The sequence below is a fragment of the Actinomycetota bacterium genome (assembly GCA_019347575.1).
Classification (GTDB): domain Bacteria; phylum Actinomycetota; class Nitriliruptoria; order Nitriliruptorales; family Nitriliruptoraceae; genus JAHWKY01.
Genome location: JAHWKY010000004.1, coordinates 34179 through 58008, shown reverse-complemented (window position 1 = coordinate 58008; position 23830 = coordinate 34179). Strand labels below are relative to the sequence as shown.

Sequence of the window (23830 nt, the reverse complement as noted above, 5' to 3'; positions counted from 1 at the left end):
GCGGGTGGATGCCGGGGTGCGCGCGACGGGACATCGCGGGAGGCCGTTCGTGGCCGACGGAGCCTGGCGACCGATCGTCTTCGGCGACTCACCTGCGGATTTGCTGCGTGTGGAGCTTGCGGAGAACCGAACGGTGCGCGTGGCGGCACCGGAACTCTCTATCGCCAAGCCTCTGCCTGACCCCCGCGGTGGAGGGGTCGTCTACCGAGATGTGGCGACGGACACCGACCTTCAGTTCCTGGTCGCGCCGGCGGGCGTGACCAAGAAGTTGGTGCTGAAGTCGCCCGATGCACCGCACAGCTTCACGTTCGAGCTGATCGACCCCAATCGTCTGCTGGGCGAGCTCGAGGCGACCCCCACCGGCGGTCTGCAGGCGAGCCGACTCCTGGAGGGCGGGGTCAGGGTCGAGCTGCCGCCACCGTTCGCCTACGAGGACGTCGGCGAGGGGCACGTCCCGGTTGCCATGGATCCTGCAAGTGCCCATCTCGCCGTGGAGCCGATCGCTCACGGATGGAAGCTGGTGGTGTCGGTCGACGAGCGCTGGCTGGAGGGGCGGTCCTACCCGATCGTGCTGGACCCCACGATCAACTTCAGCGACGGTAGCGGGCTGGTGATGGACGCCTACACGTACCGCCAGTCCGAGGGGTGTGGCGGCTGTTGGGCGCTGAACACCACCGACATCCACCTCGGGGCGGGGTCGTGGAACGAGGACGGATACGACATCGACCAGCTCCGGTCGTTCCTCCGCTTCGACCTGTCCCAGATCCCTGCGGGCTCGACCATCAACAGTGCCACCTTCAGCGCGCACCTGCGAGCGTGTCTGGGCAGTACCTTCCGTTGCAACGAGCACGACTACAGCATCGAGTTGCGCGAGCTGACGGGCGGGTGGGACGCGACGTCGACCTGGGATGAGCTGGCGGCGATCACGGCGGCGCAGCCGTTCGCCACCTACGATCGCCCCGCGTGGCAGTCGGGGCTGACCGAATGGCACGACTTCGACGTCTCCAGCCAGGTCGAGGCGTGGGTCACCGCTGGCGCGCCGTTCAACGGGTTCGCGCTGATGCTGGGCAACGAGGCCACGACGGTGGCCGGCCCCATGTACGACTCGAGCAGGCACAGCTCGGGGAACGCTCCGAGGATCGTGGTTGACTACACACCTCCGCCGCCGGCCCCCACGGTGTCCTCGGTGACGCATCCCGACGAGGGCGCCTGGTACCCATCTAACGAGGTCGAGCTGGCGTGGAGCATCGACAACGGAGCCGACATCGCCGGCTACACCTGGACGTTGGACACCTCCGCGACCACCATCCCTGTGGACACCAACCCGACCACGACACCGTCGGTCACCCTGCCCGGACTCGACGATGGGGAGTGGTGGTTCCACGTACGCGCACAGCGAAGCGATGGGCTGTGGAGTGGTACCGCCCACTTCCGGGTCGGGGTCGACACGGCGTCGCCGGACCTGAGCGACCTGAAATCGATGACCCATCCCGACCCCGCGAGCTGGTACGTCAGCGATGATCCGCGCCTGTCGTGGACGGCGACGGACGCGACCTCGGGGGTCGCGGGCTACGCCTACACGATCAACAGGGTGCCGACCACCCAGCCATCGGCGCAGGTCATGACGACCGCGCCCAGCCGATCGTTCTTCAACCTCGCTGCGGGGGAGTGGTGGTTCCACGTGCGTGCCGTGGACCGGGCCGGCGGCGCGAGTGCGACGTCGCACCACCGGATCCGGATCGATGATGCCCTGCCTCCGCTGCCGGAGGTCCTGGCGGGGTCTACCCCCAGGCGCGAGCTGGTGGACACGTTCAACCCGCGCGTGTGGTGGAGATCGTCGCCGGACGCCGACTCAGAACTGGCGGGCTACTCGTGGGCGTTCAACCAATCCGAGGACGAATCTGCGGACACGGTCCGCGACGGCGACCCCGACGTGACCTTCTCCAACGCAGCAGGTGCGAAGCTCGCTGCCGGCGAGTGGTGGTTCCACGTACGCGCCATCGACAAGGCCGGCAACGCCACACCCGACGTGGCGTACGGCCCGATGCTGCTGGGAGGTGCCAGCCCGGCTCCCCCCGCACCCGCGGTGTTCTCCCAGACACATCCCAGCCAGAACCTGTGGCGCGCGTCACGTGATCTCTACGTGGAGTGGAACGTGCTGGTCTCAGGGGTGCAGGTCGACGGCTACTCGTACGTGCTCGACCAGCTGCCCGGCACCGAACCCGACGCGGTCTCGGAGGGCACCGCCGCGTCGCAGCTCTACACGGGCCTGTCGGATGGAGAGTGGTGGTTCCACGTCCGGGCCAGGAACGTCGCCGGGCTGTGGGGTCGTACCGGTCACTACCGGGTCCGCATCGACGCGACCGCGCCGGCCGCCCCCGCCGTCACCCTCCCCACCCATCCCGACCCCGACGCTTGGCACCCGGTTGCAGGCTTGGTGGCCGAGCTGACGCCGCCGGCCAGCGTCGCGCCCGTGCGGGAGCACCGCTGGGCGATCGACCAGGTACCCGACACGGTCCCGACCCAGACCACCAGCGACCGCAGCATCCTCGCGAGCGTCGACGACGGCGTGTGGTGGCTGCATGCACGGGCCCGCGATGCCGCCGGCAACCTGGGAACCACCGCTCACGTGCGTCTCGCGGTCAACACAGGCAGCTACTCGTTCGTCAAGCCCGGCGAGGCCCAGAGCGTGTGGTCCGCCGTCGAGCTGTCCGCGCTCGGACCGGCCTCGGCGACGAGCGCGACCTTCCAGGTCGCCGCCGCCACCGAGTCGACGTGGCGAGACGTCGCCGTGACCGACACCCCCGCTGCGGACGGGACGTGGCAGGGGTCCTGGGACACGACGTCCCAAACCAATGGGGCGGCCGACTTCCCCGACGGCACCTACCGCACACGCGTCGTGTTCGACCTCGATGGCCAGAGCGCTCCTCCACTCATCGGGCCGCAGGTCACGGTCGGCAACGGTCTCTCCGCCGCCGAACGGGTCGAAGCCGACCACCAAGCCGGCATCCTGGACCAGGACGACCGTGCCCTCTACGGCGTGTACGCGCTGACCAACCCCGACCGTCTACCTGACCGCTACCGGACCACCGACATGGGTGAGCTCGACGCCGACCAGGCCGGGATGCAGTTCCTGCAGAGCTGGGACGACCTCACCCAGGCCACCCGCGACGCGATCACCGACCACCTCACCGTCAAACTGGACGGGTCCACCGCCTCGACGCTGGACGCGACGACGCAGTCGACGCTGCCCAAGTGTCCCACGCCCGAGTTCGCCGACGCGGGGTTGATCCTCTTCCAGTGCAGACGCGACAGCGCCAACTTCACCGTCCGCTACCGCGTCGAGGGCCTCAACACGGTGCAGCTGACCGACTTTTTTGATGCCTCCCTCAATAGGGTCAGCAACGGTGTGCCCGACATCGTCGACCGGGTGCTGTGGTCGCTGGAGGAGGCTCGACGCGTCTACGACGATATGGGCTACCTGCTGCCCCCGCCCCGGACCCAGGTGCTGCTGACCGCCATGCCCGACGGAGGGGGCTGGGTGCCGCCGCTGCCGTTCGCGGAGGAATCGATCTGGATGGACAACGGCACCGTCGGCATCAACCTGCCCATCCACGAGTTCTTCCACGTCGTGCAGCTGAAGTACTACTCGATGAGCGACTGGAGCACCGACTACCTGTGGTGGGGGGAGGCCACCGCCGAGTGGGCCACCATGCACGTCTTCGTCGACCTCGAGAAGAAGAACCGTGTCCCCGCCGATGACGACGGACTGTTCAACGACGCCGAGCAGCGTGGCCGCTACGCCAACGACATCGGCAGCGTGCTGTCCTCACCCCACAAGCCGCTCAACGACATCTCCAACCCGTTCGCCAGGGCGGGCCGCGCCTACGGCTCGTTCGTGTTCGCCACCCACCTCGAGGACCGGTTCGGCACCGACGTGATCCGTCAGATCTGGGACATCGTCGGTGACGGGTTCTTCGACAACAGCATCCAGCACAGCATCACCGAGACCGTGGAGAACCACGGCAGCAGCTTCCCCGAGGTCGTCGCCAACTTCTGGCGCGACACCTACCGCTACCCCGTCACCTACGCCGACGCCATGCCGGGCGGACTGCGGGACCCCGAAGAGATCTGGCGGCGGATCCACCTAGCCAACAACCCCAAGCCCAAGGCGGACCGGCGCACGATCGGCCAGAGCCGCCTGCAAGGCAGCGGCGAGATGTCTCCGGGCGGTGCCCACTACGTCGAGTTCAGCCCCACCGGCCCGCCCGGTCTGCTCCGCGTGGAGGTTCGGACCAGCCGCGAACGTGACGTGACCGTCGTCCTCGCTCCCTCGGGCGCGTGGCCCAGCGGCTGCGTCGCCGGTGCCAGGACCGGGGTGTGGGTGGACAACGTGATGACCCTGGAGGTCCACATGCCCGCCGACTGCGACCTGGCCACGCTGGTGATCGCCTTCGGCGCACGACCCGACCAGGTGCTGCGCGGCGTCGACGTGTCCTGGACCGCTGACTACTTCCACGACTACCAGACCCTCGCGAGCAGCTCCGTGGAGCTGGGCCTGACCTCCAGCGCCACGCTCGGTGCCCCCGCCAGCAACGACTCGCCGCACCGCAAGTCGCCGTGGCGGGGGGTACGGAGCATCAACACCGGCAACGACGGGCTCTCCGAACCTGTCAACCCGTGCGAGGGCTGGGGCATCCTGGACTTCAACAGCGGCATCTCGACCGGCGTCAACCGCTGCCACCATCTGCTGGTCAACCTGCCGGGAGGGGTGGAGAACCTCGACATCGTCGACTTCGACTCCAGCGGCACCACCGCCACGTCCACCATCGATGTGACCTCGTTCGACCGTGACGTGTGGCTGCGCGTCACGCACCAGTACAGCCTGACCGGCGACCCGCGATTGTTCAAGGTCCGCGTCACCCTGGCTAACCGCGGCAGCACGACCATCGACCCCCTCTACCGGCGAGTGATGGACTGGGACGTCGAGAAGGCCAACTACGCAGGGGTGCAGTTCATCACCAACCAGCACACCTTCCTCACCGGGATCCCCGACGATGTCGTGCTGACGACCAAGGGAACCGAACATCCCGACCCCCAGATCATCGACTCGTTCAACAACAGCGACCACCGCATCGACTACGGCGAGAACATGAGCCCACCGTTCGGCAGCAGCGCCGACTACGGCGTCCAGATGGACCTGCTGCTGTCGAGCACGCTCGGCCAGATCGCACCGGGCAAGTCGATCTCGTTCGACCTGTTCGTCGGTGCGGCACCCGACCAGTTCGCCGCCAAGGCCGCCCTGGACGGGGTTGAGGCCAACGTGCAGGTGCTGGCCGAGGAGGACTCGTGGGAGGGCGCCAACCTGGGCATGCCCCAGACGTTCATGCTCGGCTACATCTCCAAGGACAGCGACAGTCTGTGACCCCGACGCGGCGGGCACGACCGATGCCCCGACACCGACCCCGGACCGCTCGTGCCAGCTACCTGCTGGGTGTGCTCGCTGTGCTGAGCCTGGGCCTGGCGGGATGCGTGTTCCTGAGCAACATCGACCCCTCGGACCGCCAACCCGAGATCCTCTATCTGTCCTCGCCCCCCTGGGAGCGGGTCGTCCTGGCCCCCGGCGAGGACTCGGTCGCGCGACAGATCACCATCAGTCTGAACGTCGAAGGGGCCGTCTACGACCGGGGCGTCCTCCCCTGGGATCCCACCCTCACCATCACGTTGCCGGAGCCCTCGGGTGGGGTGATGGCGTCCCCCTACGCGGTGGTCGAGGCGGCCATAGCGCCCGTCTCCGACGGAGCGGTGGTGGAGGAGAAGGTCCGTCAGATATCCACCGTCGACGATCGGGAGTTCCCGACGCACCCTGATCGGTGCCAGCCCGGCGAGGCTTGCGCGCTGTCGTACATGGTGGTGCTCACCAGGGCCGACACGGCGACGTTCGGGGGCGAGCTGGTGATCCACTGGGGGGCGTCCATGTCGGTCAACTACAAGGACTTCGGGATCACGGAAGCCCCCGAAGGAGCGGCGGTGACGTTCACGTTCGAACCCTGGGACGGAGATGTCCCGCCCTCCATGCGACCCGCGGGGCGATCCCGATGACGTCGCCTCCTGGGCTGGTTGGGGCTGTCGCGTCAGCCGACTGGCTCAGCGAGCCGTTCGAACAGCTCCTCCCACGCCCGCGGACGGATGCCCAGCTCGCGGGAGCGGCCCCGCGCATCATCGAGGACAGCGGCAGCGGAGCCGTCTCCGAGCGCTGCCAGCACGCGCGCCTCCACGAGGCGTGACAGGACCTTCGCGACGACGTCATCGGTGTCGTCGACGCCCTCGGCGAGGGCACGCAGGGCGGCGCGGGCACCGCCCGGGTCCGCTCTCCGCACGTGCACGAACGCGCTGGCGGCGTGGGCGAAGAGCCGGTCGAGGTAGGTGATCGCGCTCGTGGCCGCGTCCAGGGCGACCTCGTCAGCCGTGTCGACCTGCCCGTCCGCGAGGAGGGCGAGGGCGTACGCCCCGCCGACGAACGCCCAGCGCGACACCGTGTCGGCAGCCTCCCTCGCCGCTGCCAGGTCCGCCAGCGCCCCACCGACCTCACCGTCCAGGAGCCGGCCCAGTCCGCGCAGTCCGAGGCGCTCGGCGTCGTCGACGAACTCGTTCTCGCCCACGTCGGCCGCGATCGCCTCCATCTCGCGCAGGACGGCCTTCACGTCGCCGACCGTGACGGCGATCTGCGCGGCGTACATGCTCATCAGCAGCCGCACGCTGGGGTCGGGGACTCGCTTCGCCAGGGACCGGGCGTCGGCGATCGCGCGCCGACCGTCGGCGAGACGGCCCACCGCAACCAGGGCGCGCGAGAGGGGCAGGAGCGACTGCAGCTCCCCCCACGCGTCGCCGAGGTCGCGGGACGTCGCCCGTGCCTCGTCCGCGAGCGTGACCGACTGCGCCGCGCGACCGCGCCAGAGCCTCACAGCGGCGAGCAGGACCTTCGTGATCGCGCCACCCCAGCGGTCGTCGACGGCCTCGGCCTCGGGCAGCACCTGCTCCGCGAGCGCCTCGGCGTCCTCGAGACGACCTTCGTAGAAGCGCACCCACCCCAGGAGGCCGAACGCCCACGCGAGTCCCGCGCGGTCCTTGATCTCGCCGAACCGCAGCGCTGCCGACTCGAGGCGTGACTCCGCCTCGCGGGTATCGCCGCGCATGAAGCTGATCCACGCGAGGTTCTGCTCTGCCCACGCCTCGCCCCGACGGTCGGCGGCGAGGCGGGCTAGTTCGAGGGCGTCGACGATCGCCTTCTCCGCATCGTCGATGCGACCTGCGAACAGGTGCGTCATCCCGAGCGTCCGCATCGTCTCGGCCGGACCCTCCGGTGACCCATCGGACTCCATCTCGGTCCACAGCGCCGTCGCGGACTCGAGGGTCGCGACCGCCTCGTCGAGCTGTCCGCGCTTCTGGCGGATGTCACCGAGGATCGTCAGCGCGGTGGCACGCGTGACCACATCGTCGTCCTCGACGTGGTCCAGGACGGCGTCGACGTCGGCCTGAGCTCCGTCGAGGTCACGGCGGCCGACCCGCGCGTGGGCTCGCCCCAGCAGCAAGTGGGTCCGGGTTGGCCCTGGGTCGGCGGCGAGCGCGAGCGCCTCGTCGTACCACCGCTCGGCCACCGGGAGCAGATCACGCTCGCTAGCGCGCGTGGCCGCCTCGTCGATCGCGACGATGGCGGCGTCGAGGACATCGTCCGGCAGACCGTCGACGTGGCCGAACTCGGAGGCCAGGCGCGCGGCCGCCCCGTAGTGCTGAGCAACGTGCTCGTGCACGTCCTGGTCCGTGTCGCGCTGACGCGCAGCGAACCAGGACCCAACCGCCGCGTGACGGCGGGCTCGCTCCGCCTTCGGGAGCCGGGCGTAGGCGACCTCCCGGACCACGTCCGACTTGAACTCGTACTCACCGTCCCGCGCCACCAACAGGTCGCCCACACCCCGCAGCGACGGTTCGGTCGCGGCTCCGCGCCGGTCCGACAGGATCCGCAGTGCACCGAGTGGCCCGGTCCGACCGACGACGGCGGCGTCCTCGACCAGGGATCGGTACTCCGGCGCGAGCGCATCCAGTCGAGCGCCGATCAGGCCGCGCAGGGAACCCGGCACGCGCAGGGCGTCGGGTTTCTCGGCCTCGTCGCCGCGACCATCGAGGCCTCCGGACGCGTCGAGGAGCGCCACCAGCTCTTCGAGGTACAGCGGGTTGCCGCCGCTGCGCTCGAGCAGCACATCGCGGCGCTCGGGGGCGATCTCACGCCCGAGCAGAGCAGCCAGCAGACCGCTCGCGCCGGCAGCGTCGAGCGGCGCGATCTCGAGGACCGTCACGTTGGTCCGTGGAGGGGGCCGCCACCGCTGGAGTAGGTCGGGCCGGCCGGTGCCGAGGATCACGAAGCGACGGTCGTTCAGCCGTCGGAGGACCTGGGCGAACAACACGTCGAGGGACTCGTCGGCCCACTGCACCTGGGTGAACGCGAGCACGACTGGGACCTGGTTGATGATCACGTCGAGGAAATCGACGAGCGCGCGGTAGGACTCGTCGCGCGCCTTCGCGGGCTCGAGTCCGTCGAGTGCCCCGGGGACGCCGACGATGTGCAGCACGCCCTCGGTGATGCGCTCGATGTGCTCGTCGCTGCGCACTCCCTCGAGATCGGCCCGCACCGCGGTCCGCAGCACGTCAGCGAGTTCGTCGGCGGGGGTGTCGATCGGGAGGTCGCAAGCCGCGTGGATCATCTCGACGAGGGGCCACATCGGGCCGGCTTCTCCGTAGGGCAGGCAGCGACCGACGAGCACCTTGGCGCCGTGCTCAGCCGTCGCCAGCGCTCCCGCCTCCTCGGCGAGTCGGCGCTTGCCGACCCCGGCCTCGCCGATGAGGACGATGGCCTGGGCTCGCGACCGCGTCATGGCGAGATCGATGAGCGTCCGGACGACGGTCAGCTCGCGATCGCGGCCAACGAACGGGGTCCGTCGCGTGGCTTGCCGGTAGCCCGGCGGGCCGGTCGGTGCGGTCGCCGACCACGCCTCCATGCGCTCGTCCCGGCCGCGCAGTCGGACGCGCCCGACCGAGTCGTACGCGATGACGTCGCGCGTCTCCGCGTAGGTCGCTGCGCCCACGAGCGTCTGGCCGGGGCGCGCGGCCGTCTCGAGGCGCTGGGCGACGTTCACGACGTCGCCCATGACGGTGTAGTCGTCGCCGCCGGCCATGGTGCCGACGAGGACCTCGCCGGTGTTGACCCCGACCCGCAGCTGCAGATCGAGGTCACTCTCGGTTCCGTACGCCGCCAGGGTCTCGTGCAGCCGCAACGCGGCCCGGACCGCGCGCTCGGCGTCGTCCTCGTGCGAGGTCGGGGCGCCGAAGACCGCGACGATCTCGTCGCCGACGATCTTGTCGACGGTCCCTCCGAACGCGGTGACCTCCCGGCTCAGACGCTCGAAGCCGCGGTCGAGCAGCAGCTTCAACCGTTCGGGGTCCATGCTCTCGCCGAGACGCGTGTAGCCCACGAGGTCGGCGAACACGACGGTCACCACGCGGCGTTCGTCACCCACCGGTGTCAGCAGGTAGCCGCAGGTGGGGCAGAAACGCGAGCCGGAGGGCGCGACGGCTCCGCACGAGAGGCACTCCATCACGCCAGCGTAGAGGGGCTAGACCTCGTTGCCCCCGTCGGCGACGGGACGGCGCGCGCGCCGCCGTGGCTCCGTGGAGAGTTGGCGTCAGATATGCGCACAGGTCTCCACGCAGGCGGGTCGTGGCGTCGTCAGCGACGCCCCGTGAGGATCCGGGCGAGCAGCTCGGCGGCACGGCGGCACCCCTCGGTGTCGACGTCGAGGTGGGTCACCAGCCGCAGGGTGGTCGGGCCCATCGCACCGACGAGGACGTCCTCCTCGGACAGCGCCCCGAGCACCTCCGGCAGCGAGACGGCGCCGAGGTCGACGTAGACCATGTTGGTCTCGACCGCAGCCACGTCGACCCGGTCCGGCACCGCGTCGGCCAGGATCTGCGCCATCAGGCGCGCGTTCGCGTGGTCGTCGGCGAGCCGGTCGATGTGGTGGTCGAGCGCGTACAGGGCAGCGGCGGCGAGCACGCCCGCCTGACGCATGCCCCCGCCGAGTCGTCGGCGCCACGACCGTGCCTGCTCGATGGCGTCGGCCGCCCCGACCATCACCGATCCGACCGGGGCGCCGAGCGCCTTCGAGAAGCAGAAGTTCATACCGTCGACGGTGCTGCCGTACGTGCTCGCGTCGTCCGCCGAGGCGACCACGGCGTTCCAGACCCGGGCGCCGTCGACGTGGACCGGGATCCCCGCGTCGTGGACAGCGCCAGCGATCGCGGCCAGCTGCGACATCGGGTAGACGCTCCCCCCGTGGCGGTTGTGGGTCTGCTCGAGACTGACCAGCGTCGTCGGCGTCGCCGGGAAGCTGTCGGGGCGCACGTTGGCGACGACCTGCTCGAGGGTCAGCAGCCCGCGCTCCGCCGGCACGGTGCGGTACTGCACGCCGGCCCAGAGCGCACCCGCCCCCGCCTCGTAGTTGACGATGTGCGCATCCGCCTCACAGAGCACCTCGGTGCCCGGTCGGGCGAGCGTGAGCTGCCAGATCGCGTTGGCCATCGAGCCGCTGGGAGTGAACAGACCGGCCTGGAAGCCGAGCATCTCGGCGGCGCGCTCCTGGAGCGTGTTGATCGTCGGGTCCTCGCGGTACACGTCGTCGCCGACCTCGGCTTCAGCCATCGCCTTGCGCATGCCATCGGTCGGTCGGGTCACCGTGTCCGAGCGCAGATCCACCAGCCTCACCGGGCAGCCTCCCGTGTCGGGTGATCTGACCCTACCGAGCAACGGTACGTTGACGGCACCGACGTGGGAGCTCGCGTGGGGCCAGCGGATCGATGTCCCGTGCCGTTCGAGCTGTCGATCGCCGCACTGCAGGCCGAGGCACAGGCCCTGTCGCCAGCGCTCGACGCGCTGTCGCTCGAGGCCTGGAGCCAGCCCACGAGGCTCGGGGCGTGGAACGTGCGCCAGCTCCTGGTGCACCTCACCCGCGCCTACGACCGCATCGTCGCCTACGTGCGCGCCCCCGAGCCTCCCGGTCCCGACCTCGACTGGCTCGGCTACTGGCGCGGGGCGCGAGGCCAGGCACGCCCCGACGACATCGCCGCACGGACCATCGAGCAGGCCGGCGACCGCACACCGGCCGACGTGCTCGCCGCGTACCACAGCGCGACCACCACCGCCGTGCAGCTGGCCGAGGAGGCGCGTCCCGACCGCGTCATCCGCTCGCCGTTCGGCGCGATGCGTCTGGACCACTACCTGACCTCGCGCGTGGTCGAGGCGACCGTGCACGGCCTCGACCTGCGACACGGACTCGACCTCGAGGAGGTGGCGACGCCGCTGGGGGTGGAGGTCACGACGGCGCTGCTCGACGCCCTCCTCGCCGCTCCGCGCCCGGTCGACCTCGAACGCGACGACATCGGGTGGATCCTCGCCGCCACGGGGCGTCGCGAGCACGACGACCCGGATCTGCCGGTGCTCAGCTGAGCCGCGCCCCGTGCTCGCGGACCCACGCCACGAGCGCATCGTGCACCGGCGCCCCCGAGGCGGCGAGCGCCGGACGCCAGCGCCCCGCGAGTTCCACCTCGCACGGTGTCGTCCGGCCCCCTGCCTCCTCCACCAGCAGCCGCCCCGCGCTCCAGTCCCAGGGCTTGAGGTTGCCCTCGTAGTAGGCGTCGAGTCGTCCCGCCGCTACCCAGGCGAGGTCGAGGGCCGCAGCCCCTGCGCGTCGCAGGTCGCGCAGGTCACGCACCATCGCCGCGGCGACCTCCGCCTGATCGGTGCGGATCGGCGGTTCGTAGGCGAACCCCGTCGCGACCAGCGTGTCAGCGAGTGCAGCGACGCCGCTCGTGCGGATGGGGTCGCCGTTGAGGTGGGCGCCACCGCCGCGAGCGGCACTGAACAGTTCGTCCTTCGCAGGATCGAACACGACCCCGGCCACGGGACCGTCCTCATCCTCCACGGCGATCGAGACGCACCATTGCGGGATGCCGTAGAGGTAGTTGACCGTCCCGTCCAGGGGATCGACGACCCAGGTGAGCCCGCTGGTGCTCGAGCGGTTCCCGGTGTCCTCCTCGGCCAGGAGGCCGTCGGCGGGTCGTGCCCCGAGGAGACGCTCGGTGATCAGGCGTTCACTGGCGTGGTCGGCCTCCGACACCGGGTCGGTGGCGGACGATTTCGTCGCGACGTCGAGGTCGCGGCCGTCGGCGAACCGCTGCAGGAGCGCACCGGCCTCGCGCGCCGTGCTGACCGCGAGATCGAGCAGTTCGTCCGGCGCCGTGGTCATCCGAAGAAGACCTCGGCGACCTCGTAGAGGGTCGCCGGGACCTGCTTCAACTCCTTCGTGGCCTCGGTGAGCGGCACCGAGACGATCTCGCTGCCGGCCAGCGCCGTCATCCCGCCCCACGATCCGTCCCTGGCGAGTTCGACCGCGCGGACGCCGTACCGGGTCGCGAGGACGCGGTCGATCGGTTCGGGCGTCCCACCGCGCTGGACGTGTCCCAGTATCGTGACCCGCGACGGGAACCCGGTCCGGGTCTCGATCTCGTGCGCGATCGTGTGCCCGATGCCCCCCAGCCGGGGCCGCCCGAACTCGTCCTTGGGGGGCTCGGGGACCTCCATCGTGCCGGGTTCGGGCTGGGCTCCTTCGGCCACGACCACGATCGAGAAGTCGCGGCCGTGACCGACGCGGTGCTTGAGGTGCCGACCCACGTCGTCGATGGAGAACGGCTTCTCCGGGATCAGGATCGCGTCCGCCCCGCCGGCGATGCCGGCGTAGGTGGCGATCCACCCCGCGTGGCGCCCCATGACCTCGAGGACCATCACGCGGTTGTGCGACTCGGCGGTCGAGTGCAGCCGGTCGACCGCCTCGGTCGCGACCTGCACCGCCGTGATGAACCCGACCGTCAGCTCGGTCCCGCCCACGTCGTTGTCGATCGTCTTCGGGACGCCGACGATCGGGACGCCCTCGTCCACGTAGAGGCGCGTGGCCGCTGACAGCGTGCCCTCGCCCCCGATGACGACCAGGCCGTCGAGTCGGTGGATGTCGAGGGTGTCGTGGATGCGTTCGATGCCGTCGTCGACCCGGTAGGGGTCGGTCCGGGACGTGCCGAGGATGGTCCCGCCTCGGTGGAGCAGGCCACGCGTCGAGCCCAGTGTCAGTTGCTGCGCTTGGTTCTCGATGACGCCCCGCCACCCCTCCGGGAAACCGAAGCACTGCACGTTGTGCTGATCGGCCTTGCGCACGACGGCCCGGATGGCCGCGTTCAGGCCGGGGCAGTCGCCGCCACCTGTCAGGATCCCGATACGGGAGACCACGCCTCACCTGTCCTCGAACGGCCTCATCGTAACCCTGGCACGGAGGACGCCAGTAGGCTGACGGCTATGTCAGTCCGGGGGATCCACGCGATCGCGACCGCCGAGCCCGAGCGGGCGGCCCTCGTCGCCGGCGACCGAGCGTGGACGTTCGGCGAGCTCGACGCCGCGACGAACCGCATCGCCCACGCGCTCGCGGATCGGGGCGTGCGACCTGGCGATCGTGTGGCGGTGCGCTGCCGGAACCGGCCGGAGATCTTCGCCGCCTGGAACGCGGCCGCACGCCTCGGCTGCCTCGTCGTGCCGATCAGCTACCGCTCCGCGGGCCCCGAGGTCGCACACGTCCTCGAGGACAGCGGGGCGCGGGTGCTGGTCCACGACGACAGCACCGCCGACGTCGACGTCGCCACCCTGGACGTCTCACGGGGTGTTCCAGACGATGCCCCGCCGTGGCCACCGCGCGACGACCACCTCGGCACGCCCGTGATGTGGATGAACTACACCTCCGGCACGACGGGGCGACCCAAGGGGATCGACCGTCCCGACCCGGTCCCCCTCGTCGAAGCGCCTCCCCAGCCGTTCATGGACTTCTGGGGGTTCGGGGCCGACGACGTGCACCTCCTGACCGGCCCGGCGTACCACACCGCTCCAGGGGCCTACGCCCAGATGCATCTGGTCGAGGGCGCGACCGTCGTGGTGCTGGAACGTTTCGATGCCGAGGGGTGCCTGCGGCTGATCGACGAGCACGGCGTGACCAACAGCCACATGGTGCCGGCGAACTTCGTCCGCATCCTGCAACTCGATCCGCAGGTGCGGGCACGGTACGACCTGTCGTCCATCCGCAGGATCCTGCACGGTGCGGCACCGTGTCCCGAGCCGGTCAAGCGTGCCGTCATCGAGCTGTTCCCCGAGGGGACCGTCTGGGAGTACTACGGGGCGTCGGAGGGCATGGGGACGGTCATCGGGCCGGAGGACTGGCTCGAGCACCCCGGTTCGGTCGGGCGGCCCTTCCCGGGCCTGTCGATCACGATCCTGGACGACGACGCCCAGCCCCTCTCGCCGGGCGAGGTCGGCACGGTCTACCTGTCGTCGGTACCCGGGTACGCGCCCCGCTACCACAACGATCCCGACAAGACGGCCGCGGCCTACGTGGACGACCGCTTCACCGTCGGTGACCTGGGCTGGCTCGATGACGAGGGCTACCTGTACCTGGCCGACCGGCGCACCGACCTCATCCTGCGGGGAGGCGTCAACGTCTACCCCGCGGAGGTCGAGTCCGTCGTCGCCGGACACCCTGACGTCGTGGACCTGGCGGTCATCGGCCTACCCGACGAGCGGCTGGGCCAGCGCGTCCACGCGATCGTGGAGCTGCGTGCCGGCAGCGAGGCGACACCTGACGACCTGACCCGCTTCGCCAGCTCGCGCATCGCCGACTACAAGGTGCCCGGCAGCTGGGAAGTGGTGAGCCGACTGCCACGGGAGCCCAACGGCAAGGTCCGCAAGCGCGACCTCATCACCGAGCGCAGCCAAGTGTTCTGAGTCGTAGGTTGTTGAGAGAAGTCCGAGGCTCAGCTCGTTCCTGGCAAGGCGCGGCGAGCCCGCATAGCAGCGCTATGTGGGCGAGTCCGCAACGCCGCCAGGGGCGAGCTGAGGCCGGAATTCCTCAACGTATCTGCGACTCAGGACACGAGGTGGCGCCATCAGCGTGACACGGACTGCGGCATCGTCACCGTGAACGTCGTCCCGTCTCCCGGCGTGCTGTCGACCTCGACCTGACCGCCGGCGAGGGTCACGTACCGCTTGACGATGGCGAGCCCCACGCCCGTGCCACGAGACGTCGAGACCTGGTGCGACCCCTGCCGGAACAGATCGAAGATGTGCTCCCGCTCGTCTGGGTGGATCCCGACGCCCTGGTCGGCGACGCGCAGGATGACCTCTCCATCTGATACTTCGCCGCTGATGATCACGGGCGATCCCGACGCGGAGAACTTCGCCGCGTTGGAGACGAGGTTCGTGATGACGTGGCGCAGCGCGGAACGGTCGAGACACACCGAGCGCGACGGGGCATCGACGTGAACGTGATGCTCGACGAGGTGTGCACTCAACAGCTCGATGTCCGCCTCGATCTCCCGACGCAGGTCGAACGTCGACGGCGACAGCTTCACCTGACCCGCCTGGAGGCGGTTGAAGTCCAGGAGCCGATCGACGATGAGGCGCATGTCCTGTGCGTGTCGGTGGACCATCGCACCGAGGTCAGCAGCCTCGTCGTCAGGCAGGTCGTCCCAGTCCTCGGCCAGCACCGAGCTGGCGCCGAGGATGGTCGCCAGCGGCGTGCGCAGTTCGTGCGCGGCGATGACGAGGAACTCGTCCTTGAGCTGCGAGGTACGCCGGACCTCCTCAGCGGCCTGCTGCTCACGGTGGAGGGCCTGTTCCATCGCATCGCGTGCAGCCTGACGATCGCTCAGGTCGTGGAGGACGACCGCGAAGCCGTACGGTGCGCCGTCCTCATCGAGCAGGCGGGTCACGACCGTGCGCGCCCAGAAGCGCGAACCGTCGGCCTTCCTGCACCAACCCTCCTGATCGTTGCGCCCCGAGCTGCTCGCGGCGTCGATGATCGAGGGGTCACCCTCGGCGACGATCGACGTGAAGGACTTGCTGATGGCATCCTCGGCCTCGTGACCGAGCAGGCGTCGCGCACCGGTGTTCCACGTCCTGACGTTGCCCTCGAGGTCGAGGAGCACGATCGCGTAGTCCTCCACGCCCTCGACCATCAGCCGCAGGCGTTCCTCCGAGCGTCGCGCCGCCCGTTCGGCGGCCTCGAGTTCCTCCTGGCGCAGCTGCAGCTTGTCCGCCATGGTGTTGAACCCCGTGGCCAGCACGTCGATCTCGGTCGTTCCGTGCAGGTCCACACGGGTGCCACGCTCGCCGCGCCCCAGCCGTTCGACCGCGTCGGCGAGTGCACCCAGTGGCGCCAGGAGGCGCCGGCCCATGAGGATCACGGCCAGCACGATGGCGATGAGCACGGCGAGGAAGACGACCGTCACGCCCCCGAGGGCCGGCTCGACCGGGGCGAGGGCGTCCGCCTCGCTCTGCTCGACGACGACCGAGACCGGCAGCGTCGCCGCCATGGCCAGCGCCGCGAGCGTCGGGGAACGGTCGTCACCGCGGAGCGTCGCGACGCGCCGGTCGCCCGAGAACACGTCATCGACCGGGTAGACCTCCTGTCGGAGCACGCGGTCGAGTTCCCGATGAGCCAGGATCGTGCCATCGCTCGCGACCACGAGCGCCGTGGTGCCGGTCCCGCGGAGCCGTGCCTCGGCCTCCTCGGTGAGGATGGACAGCGGGGTGCGCCCGACGAGGGCGCCGACGACGTGTCCTGGCGGGTCCTCGACCGGCACGACCAGCTCCACGACGGGGAGGGGGCCATCACGGATGACCGTGACCCGCCGCCCCGACCCCAGCCCCTCGACGAGCCCGGGACGGTGTGGGATGTCGTCGGGGGTCAGGAGCAGTGCGGAGGCTGCGGCGGACACGGCGCGCCCGTTGTCATCGAACAGCTGCAGTTCGTCTAGCTCGTCGGAGACCCGCAGTGCGACCCCCAGCTCGTCGGTCGCCCGAGGATCGAACTGTGCGATCACGCGGCGGGCTGCCAGCAGCTCGAGCTGTCCGAGGACGGCATCGACCCGGCCGTCCAGCAGGGTGGCGGTCCGCTCCGCAGCGGCGAGGTTCTTGGCGGCTGCGTCAGCACGCACCTCGCGTCGCTCCGCCTGGCGGACGAGCGAGACGCCGACCAGACCGGTGACGAGGCCGGCCACGACCGTGATCGTCACCAGGCGCCGGATGATGCTCGGGCCCCTCCGAGCCTCCCGCACCCCCGTCTCGTGGCTGCTCATGGCGTTCACCGCACCACGTCCGCCTGCCGGAGCAGTTCCGGTTCTGGTTCAGGCAGGCCCAGCGCCGCCGCCACCGTGCGGTTCAAGATGACCACGAACTTCCGGGGATCCTCGACCGGCACCGCCGAGACGTCGGCGCCGGCGAGCAGCCGAGTAGCTTGGCGCGCGAGCTGTCTGCGCAGCTCGGCACCCTCGGGGGTGACGATGAGCACGGCGAAGTCGATGAAGTCGGTGTTCGCGATGACGGGGAGCTCGGCCGCGTCCAACGCCGCCCGGAGCGGATCGAGCGCCTGGATGGTCGCGGTGCTGTTCGCGAGCCAGACCGCGTCCACGTCGGCAGCGACGAGCTCGTCCACCGCCGTAGCGACCTGTCCATCGGAGGCGAACCTCGACTCGGAGACGCGGACGCCGAGCTCATCGGCAGCGGCTTGCACCGCTGCACGGTGACCCTCGACGCCGGCGTCATCGTCCGGGCTCAGGTAGCCGATGTGGTCGAGCGTTCCGATCAGTCGCTGGGCGAGTGCGAGCGTGCGGTCAGCGGGGGTGCGGAACGTGACGCCGGTCGCTCCCCGATCGGGGCGCCCGATGTCCCCCACGAGGCCGGCGGCCACGGGATCGTTCAGCAGGAACAGCACGGGCAACCCACGGCCCTCATCCGCAGCCAGCCGTGCGAACGGCGTCGAGAACGCGATGATGACGTCCACGCCGCCCGCGACCCACGACCGAAGCGCGACCCTCGCCGCCTCCTCGTCGGGGAACAGCTGCTCGGGATCCTCAGGCAGCACGACCACGTCGGGCCCGACGTTCCACCCCTGTGCACGCAGCTCGGAGACGAACACGCCGTGGTCCTCGTCCGGCACGACGCGGAGCATCCCGATCGTCGGGGGCATCTGCGGTGCGGCGTCGGATGCCCCACACGCCACGGTCACAGCGAGTGCCGCCGCGAACACGGCGGCGGTGACACCGGGCGTGCGACCCAAACCGCGTTCCGCTCGACGAGCCGAGGTCGGAGACTACCCAGCTACGTTCGGTGGCGTCGGCAGGGAGGAACCCGTGACGCGCATCCTCGCGATCGATGAGGGCACGACGGGCGTACGCGGCTTCATCATCGACATCGCCGGGAACGTGCTGGGGGCGGGCTACCGCGAGTTCGAGCAGCACTTCCCACGACCCGGTTGGGTCGAGCACGATCCCGACGCCATCTGGACGGCCACCGTCGAGGCGTGCACCGAGGCCCTCGCGGTCGCGGCGACGCCCCCCACCGAGGTCACCTGCGTGGGCATCACCAACCAGCGCGAGACGACCGTCGTGTGGGATCGTGCGGACCTCCGATCTATCCACCCGGCGATCGTGTGGCAGGACCGGCGCACGGCCGCGTGGTGCGACCGGCTGAAGGAGGAGGGCAACCAGACCCAGGTGCGGATGGCGACCGGACTGGTCATCGACGCGTACTTCAGCGGAACGAAGCTGGCCTGGATCCTCGACGAGGTGGAGGGAGCACGTCGGCGAGCCACAGCTGGTGAGCTCGCGTTCGGCACGATCGACACCTGGTTGGTGGCCAGGCTGACCGCGGGGCGGGTGCACGCGACCGAGCCCTCCAACGCGTCCCGCACGATGCTGTGGGACATCCGTGGGGATGCGTGGAGCGAGGACATGCTGGACCTGCTCGGCGTCCCCGAGGAGGTCCTGCCCGAGGTCCGCGATTCGGCGGGTGATTTCGGCCGCACCGACCCCGCGACGTTCCTCGGGATCGCGGCGCCGATCACGGGGATCGCCGGCGACCAGCAAGCCGCCTTGTTCGGACAGGGGTGCTGGTTCCCGGGGATGTCGAAGAACACCTACGGGACGGGCTCCTTCCTGCTGCTGAACACCGGCTCCGAGGCGCCGGTGTCGGAGAAGGGCTTGCTGACCTCGGTGGCGTGGCGGCTCGGCGGGGTGGTGACCTACTGCCTCGAAGGTGCGATCTTCGTGACCGGGGCGGCGGTGCAGTGGCTGCGTGATGGTCTCGAGGTGATCACCCACGCCTCGGACACCGAGGAGCTGGCGCGATCGCTGCCCGACGGCAACGAGGGCGTGTACCTCGTGCCCGCCTTCGTGGGGCTCGGCGCACCGCACTGGAACCAGGACGCCCGTGGCACCATCGTCGGGATCACCCGAGGGACGACCCGTGCCCACCTGGCACGCGCCGCCCTCGAGGCCATGGCCTACCAATCGGCGGACGTCGCCGACCTGATGGTCCGTGAGTCGGGTCAGCCACTCGCCGAGTTGCGCATCGATGGGGGTGCCTCCAGCAACGACCTGCTCGCCCAGTTCCAGGCGGACATCCTCGGTGTCGATGTGCTGCGACCCGTCGTCCACGAGACCACCGCGATGGGTGCGGCCTACCTCGCCGGGCTCGGGGCGGGGGTCTGGTCCTCGACGGATGAGATCACCGATGCGTGGCGGCTCGACCGCCGCTTCGAACCCGGCATGGACGCGATCACACGCGCGGGCCTGCGTGGCGGCTGGACCGAGGCGGTGCGGCGCTCGCTGGACTGGGCGCACGTCGTCGCACCGTGAGCCTGGTTCAGCCGCGGACGATGGTGTCGCTGGCGGGGCGCAGCACGCCGTCGGCGATCTCCTCGGCGTAGTGGCACGCGACCTCGTGGCCGGTCCGGAGGCTGCGCAGCGGGGGCACCTCGTCGTGACAGCGCGTCGGCTGGCGCCAGGGGCAGCGGGTGTGGAACCGACAGCCGGACGGTGGGTTCGCCGGCGAGGGTAGGTCGCCGGGCAGGAGGATGCGCTCGCGTGTCTGCTCGACCTTCGGGTCGGGGATCGGCACCGCGGACAGCAGCGCACGTGTGTAGGGATGCAGCGGCTCGCGGTAGAGGTCGGCGGCCAGGGCGACCTCCGCCAACATGCCCAGGTACATGACCGCGATGCGGTCAGAGATGTGGCGGACGACCGCCAGATCGTGGGCGATGAACAGGTAGGTCAGCTCGAACTCGTTCTGCAGGTCCTCTAGGAGGTTGATCAGCTGCGCCTGGATCGACACGTCGAGCGCCGACACGGGCTCGTCCGCGACGATCAGGTCGGGGTTGAGCGCCAGAGCACGCGCGACGCCGATGCGCTGGCGCTGTCCACCCGAGAACTCGTGGGGGTAGCGGTTGATGGCGTCCGGCGGTAGCCCGACCACCTCGAGCAGCTCACGGACCTTGCTGTCAGCGGTGGCACGGTTGGCGAGGCCGTGGACCCGCAGCGGTTCACCGACGATCGACGCGATGTTCCGGCGGGGGTTCAGCGACGAGTACGGGTCCTGGAAGATCATCTGCATGCGACGCCGAAGTTGGCGCAGCTCCTTGCCGTACAGCGCGGTGATCTCCTGTCCGTCGAACCAGATGCGTCCGGCCGTGGGCTCGTAGAGCCGTAGCAGCGAGCGTCCGACCGTCGTCTTGCCGCAGCCGGACTCGCCGACGAGTCCGAGGGTCTCGCCGCGACCGATGGACAGGCTGATGCCGTCGACCGCCTTGACCACCCCCAGATCACGGCCGAGCAGGATCCCGCCCTCGATCGGGAAGTGGACGCGGAGCTCCTCGATGCCGACCAGCTCGTCGGCGGGGCGTTCGCCGATGGTCATCGAACTCACGCCGTCCGCTCCTCACCGCGCATCAGTCCGCGGTCGAGCTCCTCCGGCGTGACCGGGAAGAAGCACGCTGCCTCGTGCCCGGGGCCGTCCTTCGGCTCGAGCAGAGGCAGCTCCGCCACACACCGGTCCTGAGCCTTCGGGCAGCGCGGCGCGAAGGCACAGAACGTCGGCTCCTCGCGCAGGTCCCGAGGCACCCCACCGATCGGCTGAAGCCGCTCCTTCGCGTCGGCGTCCAGGCGCGGAACCGAGCGCAGGAGACCCAGCGTGTAGGGGTGCTTGGGCCGATCGAACAGCAGCGAGGTCGGTCCGGTCTCGACGAAGCGCCCCGCGTACATGACGTGGGTCCGCTCGCACACGCCTGCGACGACGCCCAGATCGTGCGTGATGAGGATGAGCGCCATCCGCTCCTCGTCGACCAGCTCGCGCAGCAACTCCAGGATCTGCGCCTGGATGGTGACGTCGAGCGCCGTCGTGGGCTCGTCGGCGATCAGGACCTTCGGACGACACGAGATCGCCATCGCGATCATGACCCGCTGGCGCATGCCGCCGGAGAACTGGTGGGGGTAGTCGTCCAGGCGTCGGTGGGCATCGGGGATCCCGACCCGGTCGAGCAGGCGGGAGGCCTCCTGCCGTGCCGCGGTGTCGTCCATGCCGAGGTGCACCGACAGCGACTCGGTCAGCTGCCGGCCGATGCGCAGCACCGGGTTCAGCGAGGTCATGGGGTCCTGGAACACCATCGCGATGTCCTTGCCCCGTACATCGCGGAGTCCGCGCTTGCCCAGCGTTAGTAGGTCCGTGCCGTCGAGCAGCACCTGCCCACTGGTGACACGTCCGGCCTTCGGCAGGATCCCGAGCATCGCCAGCGCGGAGACCGACTTGCCGCTCCCGGACTCCCCGACGATCCCGAGCGTCTCGCCGGCGTGGATGTCGAACGAGATACCGTTGACGGCGTGGACCGTCACCTTGCGCGTGCGGAAGTGCACCGCGAGATCACGTACGGACATGACGGGTCCGGCCGTCACGACTTGAGCCGGGGGTCGATGGCCTCACGCAGCCCGTCGCCCAGCAGGTTGATGCCCAGCACGCTGATCACGATGGCGAACCCGGGGAAGATCACCAGGTGCGCCGCGTTCTGCAGCCGATCGGCGGACTCGGCCAGCATGCGCCCCCACTCCGGCAGGCTCGGGTCATCCGGACCCAGCCCCACGAACGAAAGTCCGGCGACCTCGATGATCGCGGTGGCCATCGCGAGCGTCGCCTGGACGATCACGGGCGCGACCGAGTTCGGCAGGATGTGACCCATGAGCAGGCGCGGACCCGGCGTGCCCAGCGACCGCGCCGCGAGGACGTAGTCGGCCTCGCGCTGGCCGATGATCGAGCCGCGCAACAACCGCGCGAAGATCGGGACCTGGACGATCCCGATGGCGAACATGATCTGCACCAGGCCCTGACCGAGCACGGTGACCAGGCCGATCGCGAGGATGAAGGCGGGGAACGCCATCATCAGATCCATCACCCGCATGATGACGCCGTCGATCCGACCGCCGAAGTAGCCCGACACCGAGCCGAGGATCATCCCCAACGACAACCCGACCGCCACCGAGACGACGCCGACGAGTAGCGACAGGCGGGTGCCGAAGATCACGCGCGACAGCAGATCGCGGCCCTGGATGTCGAGCCCGAAGGGGAACTCGGAGGACGGCCCGGGCGGAACCGCGGCCAAGCCCCCGACACGGTCGGTCGGGCCGTGCGGGGCGAGTACGGGCGCGAGTACCGCGACGCCGATGAAGGCGAGCACGACGAGCGCCCCGACGATCGCTGCCGGGTTGTGCAGCAGACGGCCCCAGGCATCGCGCCACAGCCCCGACGTCTGCTCGACGGCGAGCTCGAGGCTCTCGGCTTCGGCGACGCTCATCGGTACCGGATGCGGGGGTTGAGGAACGCGTAGCTGATGTCGACGAGCAGGTTGGTAACGGCGACCACGACGGCGAAGAAGAGGATCCCCGCCTGGAGCACCGCGAAGTCACGGAACCGGATGGCGTCGAGGATCCACAGGCCCAGGCCCTGCCAGTTGAACACCGTCTCGGTGAGGATCGCCCCGGTGAGCAGCAGACCCATCTGGAGGCCCACGACGGTCACGACCGGGAGCATGGCGTTCTTCAGCACGTGACGGCTGTCGACGATCCTCCCCGGGAGACCCTTCGCGTGGGCGGTCCGCACGTAGTCCTCGTTGAGCACGTCGAGGACGGCAGCGCGCGTGATCCGTGCGATGATCGCGAGCGGGATGGTCGCGAGCGCGATCGCCGGCAGGATCAGGTGGCGAACCGCGTCCCAGAACGCGCCCCAGTCCCACGCGACCAGCGCGTCCACCAGGTACAGGTTGGTCGGATGGGCGATGTTGCGCGTCACCTCCAGCCGGCCGATGCTCGGCAGCCAACCCAGCTTCACCGCGAACACGAACTTCAGCAGCAGAGCCAGGAAGAAGATCGGGAAGCTGATCCCGATCAGGGAGGCCACCAGGCTGGAGTTGTCCAGGAAGCCGCCGTAGCGCTTCGCCGCCACGAAGCCCAGGGGAACCCCGACGCCGACGGCCACGATCATCGCCGCGAGGGCGAGTTCGACCGTGGCCGGGAACCGCTCCCTGAGCTCGTCCCAGACCGGTCGGCGAGTGCGCAGCGAGATCCCGAGATCGCCCGTCGCGATGTTCGTCGCGTAGTTCCAGTACTGCACGTGGATCGGTTCGTTGAGGCCGAGCTGCTGCTCGAGCGCTGCGGTGGTCTCGCGCGTCGCGCGCTCCCCCAGCAGCGCGTCGGCGGGGCTGCCCGGCAGGGCGCGCACGTAGAGGAACACGATGAGGCTCATCCCGATCACGATCGGGATGAGCGCGAGCAGCCGCTTGCCGATGTACCGGAGCATGGCCGGGCATCC

Annotated in this window: 15 protein-coding genes; 5 read left to right on the top strand and 10 right to left on the bottom strand. The window is 70.0% G+C overall.

The window, feature by feature from the left end; translation table 11 throughout:
* Positions 1-49 precede the first annotated feature (49 nt).
* Together KY469_03515 and KY469_03510 are read left to right on the top strand one after the other, a co-directional pair.
* Positions 50-5425, top strand: a complete 5376-nt coding sequence (locus tag KY469_03515) for a DNRLRE domain-containing protein (protein ID MBW3662146.1) — start codon at positions 50-52, stop codon at positions 5423-5425.
* 23 nt (positions 5426-5448) lie between these two features.
* Positions 5449-6102 (top strand): hypothetical protein, encoded by a 654-nt coding sequence (locus tag KY469_03510; GenBank protein ID MBW3662145.1) that lies wholly within the window; start codon positions 5449-5451, stop codon positions 6100-6102.
* A 32-nt stretch (positions 6103-6134) separates the two neighbouring features.
* On the opposite strand, the gene KY469_03505 is transcribed toward KY469_03510, so the two are convergent.
* Both KY469_03505 and KY469_03500 read right to left on the bottom strand, forming a co-directional pair.
* Positions 6135-9554 carry a tetratricopeptide repeat protein gene (locus tag KY469_03505; GenBank protein MBW3662144.1) on the bottom strand — a complete coding sequence of 1140 codons (3420 nt, stop codon included), beginning with the start codon at positions 9552-9554 and terminating at the stop codon, positions 6135-6137.
* Positions 9555-9781: 227 nt separating this feature from the next.
* Positions 9782-10810 (bottom strand): low specificity L-threonine aldolase, encoded by a 1029-nt coding sequence (locus KY469_03500; protein MBW3662143.1) that lies wholly within the window; start codon positions 10808-10810, stop codon positions 9782-9784.
* 105 nt (positions 10811-10915) lie between these two features.
* Between KY469_03500 and KY469_03495 the strand changes: the two genes are divergently transcribed.
* Positions 10916-11557, top strand: a complete 642-nt coding sequence (locus tag KY469_03495; protein MBW3662142.1) for a maleylpyruvate isomerase N-terminal domain-containing protein — start codon at positions 10916-10918, stop codon at positions 11555-11557.
* Here the strand turns inward: KY469_03495 and KY469_03490 are convergent.
* Complete coding sequence (locus tag KY469_03490; GenBank protein MBW3662141.1) at positions 11550-12356, bottom strand: inositol monophosphatase; 807 nt, start codon at positions 12354-12356, stop codon at positions 11550-11552. The two genes, KY469_03495 and KY469_03490, sit on opposite strands and share 8 nt — an antisense overlap.
* Positions 12353-13387 (bottom strand): 6-phosphofructokinase, encoded by a 1035-nt coding sequence (locus tag KY469_03485; protein MBW3662140.1) that lies wholly within the window; start codon positions 13385-13387, stop codon positions 12353-12355. The genes KY469_03490 and KY469_03485 overlap by 4 nt, the downstream gene beginning before the upstream one ends.
* Before the next feature lie 66 nt (positions 13388-13453).
* Here KY469_03485 and KY469_03480 point away from each other — a divergent pair, with 66 nt between their 5' ends.
* On the top strand, positions 13454-14923 hold the full coding sequence (locus tag KY469_03480; GenBank protein ID MBW3662139.1) for an AMP-binding protein: 1470 nt from the start codon (positions 13454-13456) through the stop codon (positions 14921-14923).
* 161 nt (positions 14924-15084) lie between these two features.
* Here the strand turns inward: KY469_03480 and KY469_03475 are convergent, their stop codons facing one another.
* Both KY469_03475 and KY469_03470 read right to left on the bottom strand, forming a co-directional pair.
* Positions 15085-17277 (bottom strand): PAS domain S-box protein, encoded by a 2193-nt coding sequence (locus KY469_03475; protein MBW3662138.1) that lies wholly within the window; start codon positions 17275-17277, stop codon positions 15085-15087.
* Positions 17278-17282: 5 nt separating this feature from the next.
* Positions 17283-18062, bottom strand: a complete 780-nt coding sequence (locus KY469_03470; GenBank protein MBW3662137.1) for a hypothetical protein — start codon at positions 18060-18062, stop codon at positions 17283-17285.
* Between KY469_03470 and glpK the strand changes: the two genes are divergently transcribed.
* Positions 17971-19836, top strand: coding sequence for a glycerol kinase GlpK (gene glpK, locus KY469_03465; protein ID MBW3662136.1), 1866 nt, complete (start codon positions 17971-17973; stop codon positions 19834-19836). The genes KY469_03470 and glpK overlap by 92 nt on opposite strands.
* A 7-nt stretch (positions 19837-19843) precedes the next feature.
* Here glpK and KY469_03460 read toward each other — a convergent pair whose 3' ends face one another.
* From KY469_03460 to KY469_03445, 4 genes are read right to left on the bottom strand one after another with little or no spacing between them, the layout of a single operon-like run.
* On the bottom strand, positions 19844-20893 hold the full coding sequence (locus KY469_03460; GenBank protein MBW3662135.1) for an ATP-binding cassette domain-containing protein: 1050 nt from the start codon (positions 20891-20893) through the stop codon (positions 19844-19846).
* Positions 20894-20898: 5 nt separating this feature from the next.
* Entirely contained in the window at positions 20899-21906 is a 1008-nt protein-coding gene (locus tag KY469_03455) for an ABC transporter ATP-binding protein (protein ID MBW3662134.1), read from the bottom strand.
* Positions 21907-21920: 14 nt separating this feature from the next.
* Positions 21921-22817 (bottom strand): ABC transporter permease, encoded by an 897-nt coding sequence (locus KY469_03450; GenBank protein ID MBW3662133.1) that lies wholly within the window; start codon positions 22815-22817, stop codon positions 21921-21923.
* A complete protein-coding gene (locus KY469_03445) occupies positions 22814-23818 on the bottom strand; it encodes an ABC transporter permease (GenBank protein ID MBW3662132.1) in 1005 nt (334 codons plus the stop codon). Before KY469_03445 ends, KY469_03450 begins: the two co-directional genes overlap by 4 nt.
* Between the last annotated feature and the right edge of the window lie 12 nt (positions 23819-23830).

Bases quoted from the DNA above. Each gene is read 5' to 3' on its own strand.
- KY469_03510 (MBW3662145.1), top strand. From the start codon at position 5,449: ATGCCCCGACACCGACCCCGGACCGCTCGTGCCAGCTACCTGCTGGGT.
- KY469_03490 (MBW3662141.1), bottom strand. From the start codon at position 12,356: ATGACCACGGCGCCGGACGAACTGCTCGATCTCGCGGTCAGCACGGCG.
- KY469_03480 (MBW3662139.1), top strand. From the start codon at position 13,454: ATGTCAGTCCGGGGGATCCACGCGATCGCGACCGCCGAGCCCGAGCGG.
- KY469_03475 (MBW3662138.1), bottom strand. From the start codon at position 17,277: ATGAGCAGCCACGAGACGGGGGTGCGGGAGGCTCGGAGGGGCCCGAGC.
- glpK (MBW3662136.1), top strand. From the start codon at position 17,971: ATGACGTCCACGCCGCCCGCGACCCACGACCGAAGCGCGACCCTCGCC.
- KY469_03460 (MBW3662135.1), bottom strand. From the start codon at position 20,893: ATGACCATCGGCGAACGCCCCGCCGACGAGCTGGTCGGCATCGAGGAG.
- KY469_03455 (MBW3662134.1), bottom strand. From the start codon at position 21,906: ATGTCCGTACGTGATCTCGCGGTGCACTTCCGCACGCGCAAGGTGACG.
- KY469_03450 (MBW3662133.1), bottom strand. From the start codon at position 22,817: ATGAGCGTCGCCGAAGCCGAGAGCCTCGAGCTCGCCGTCGAGCAGACG.
- KY469_03445 (MBW3662132.1), bottom strand. From the start codon at position 23,818: ATGCTCCGGTACATCGGCAAGCGGCTGCTCGCGCTCATCCCGATCGTG.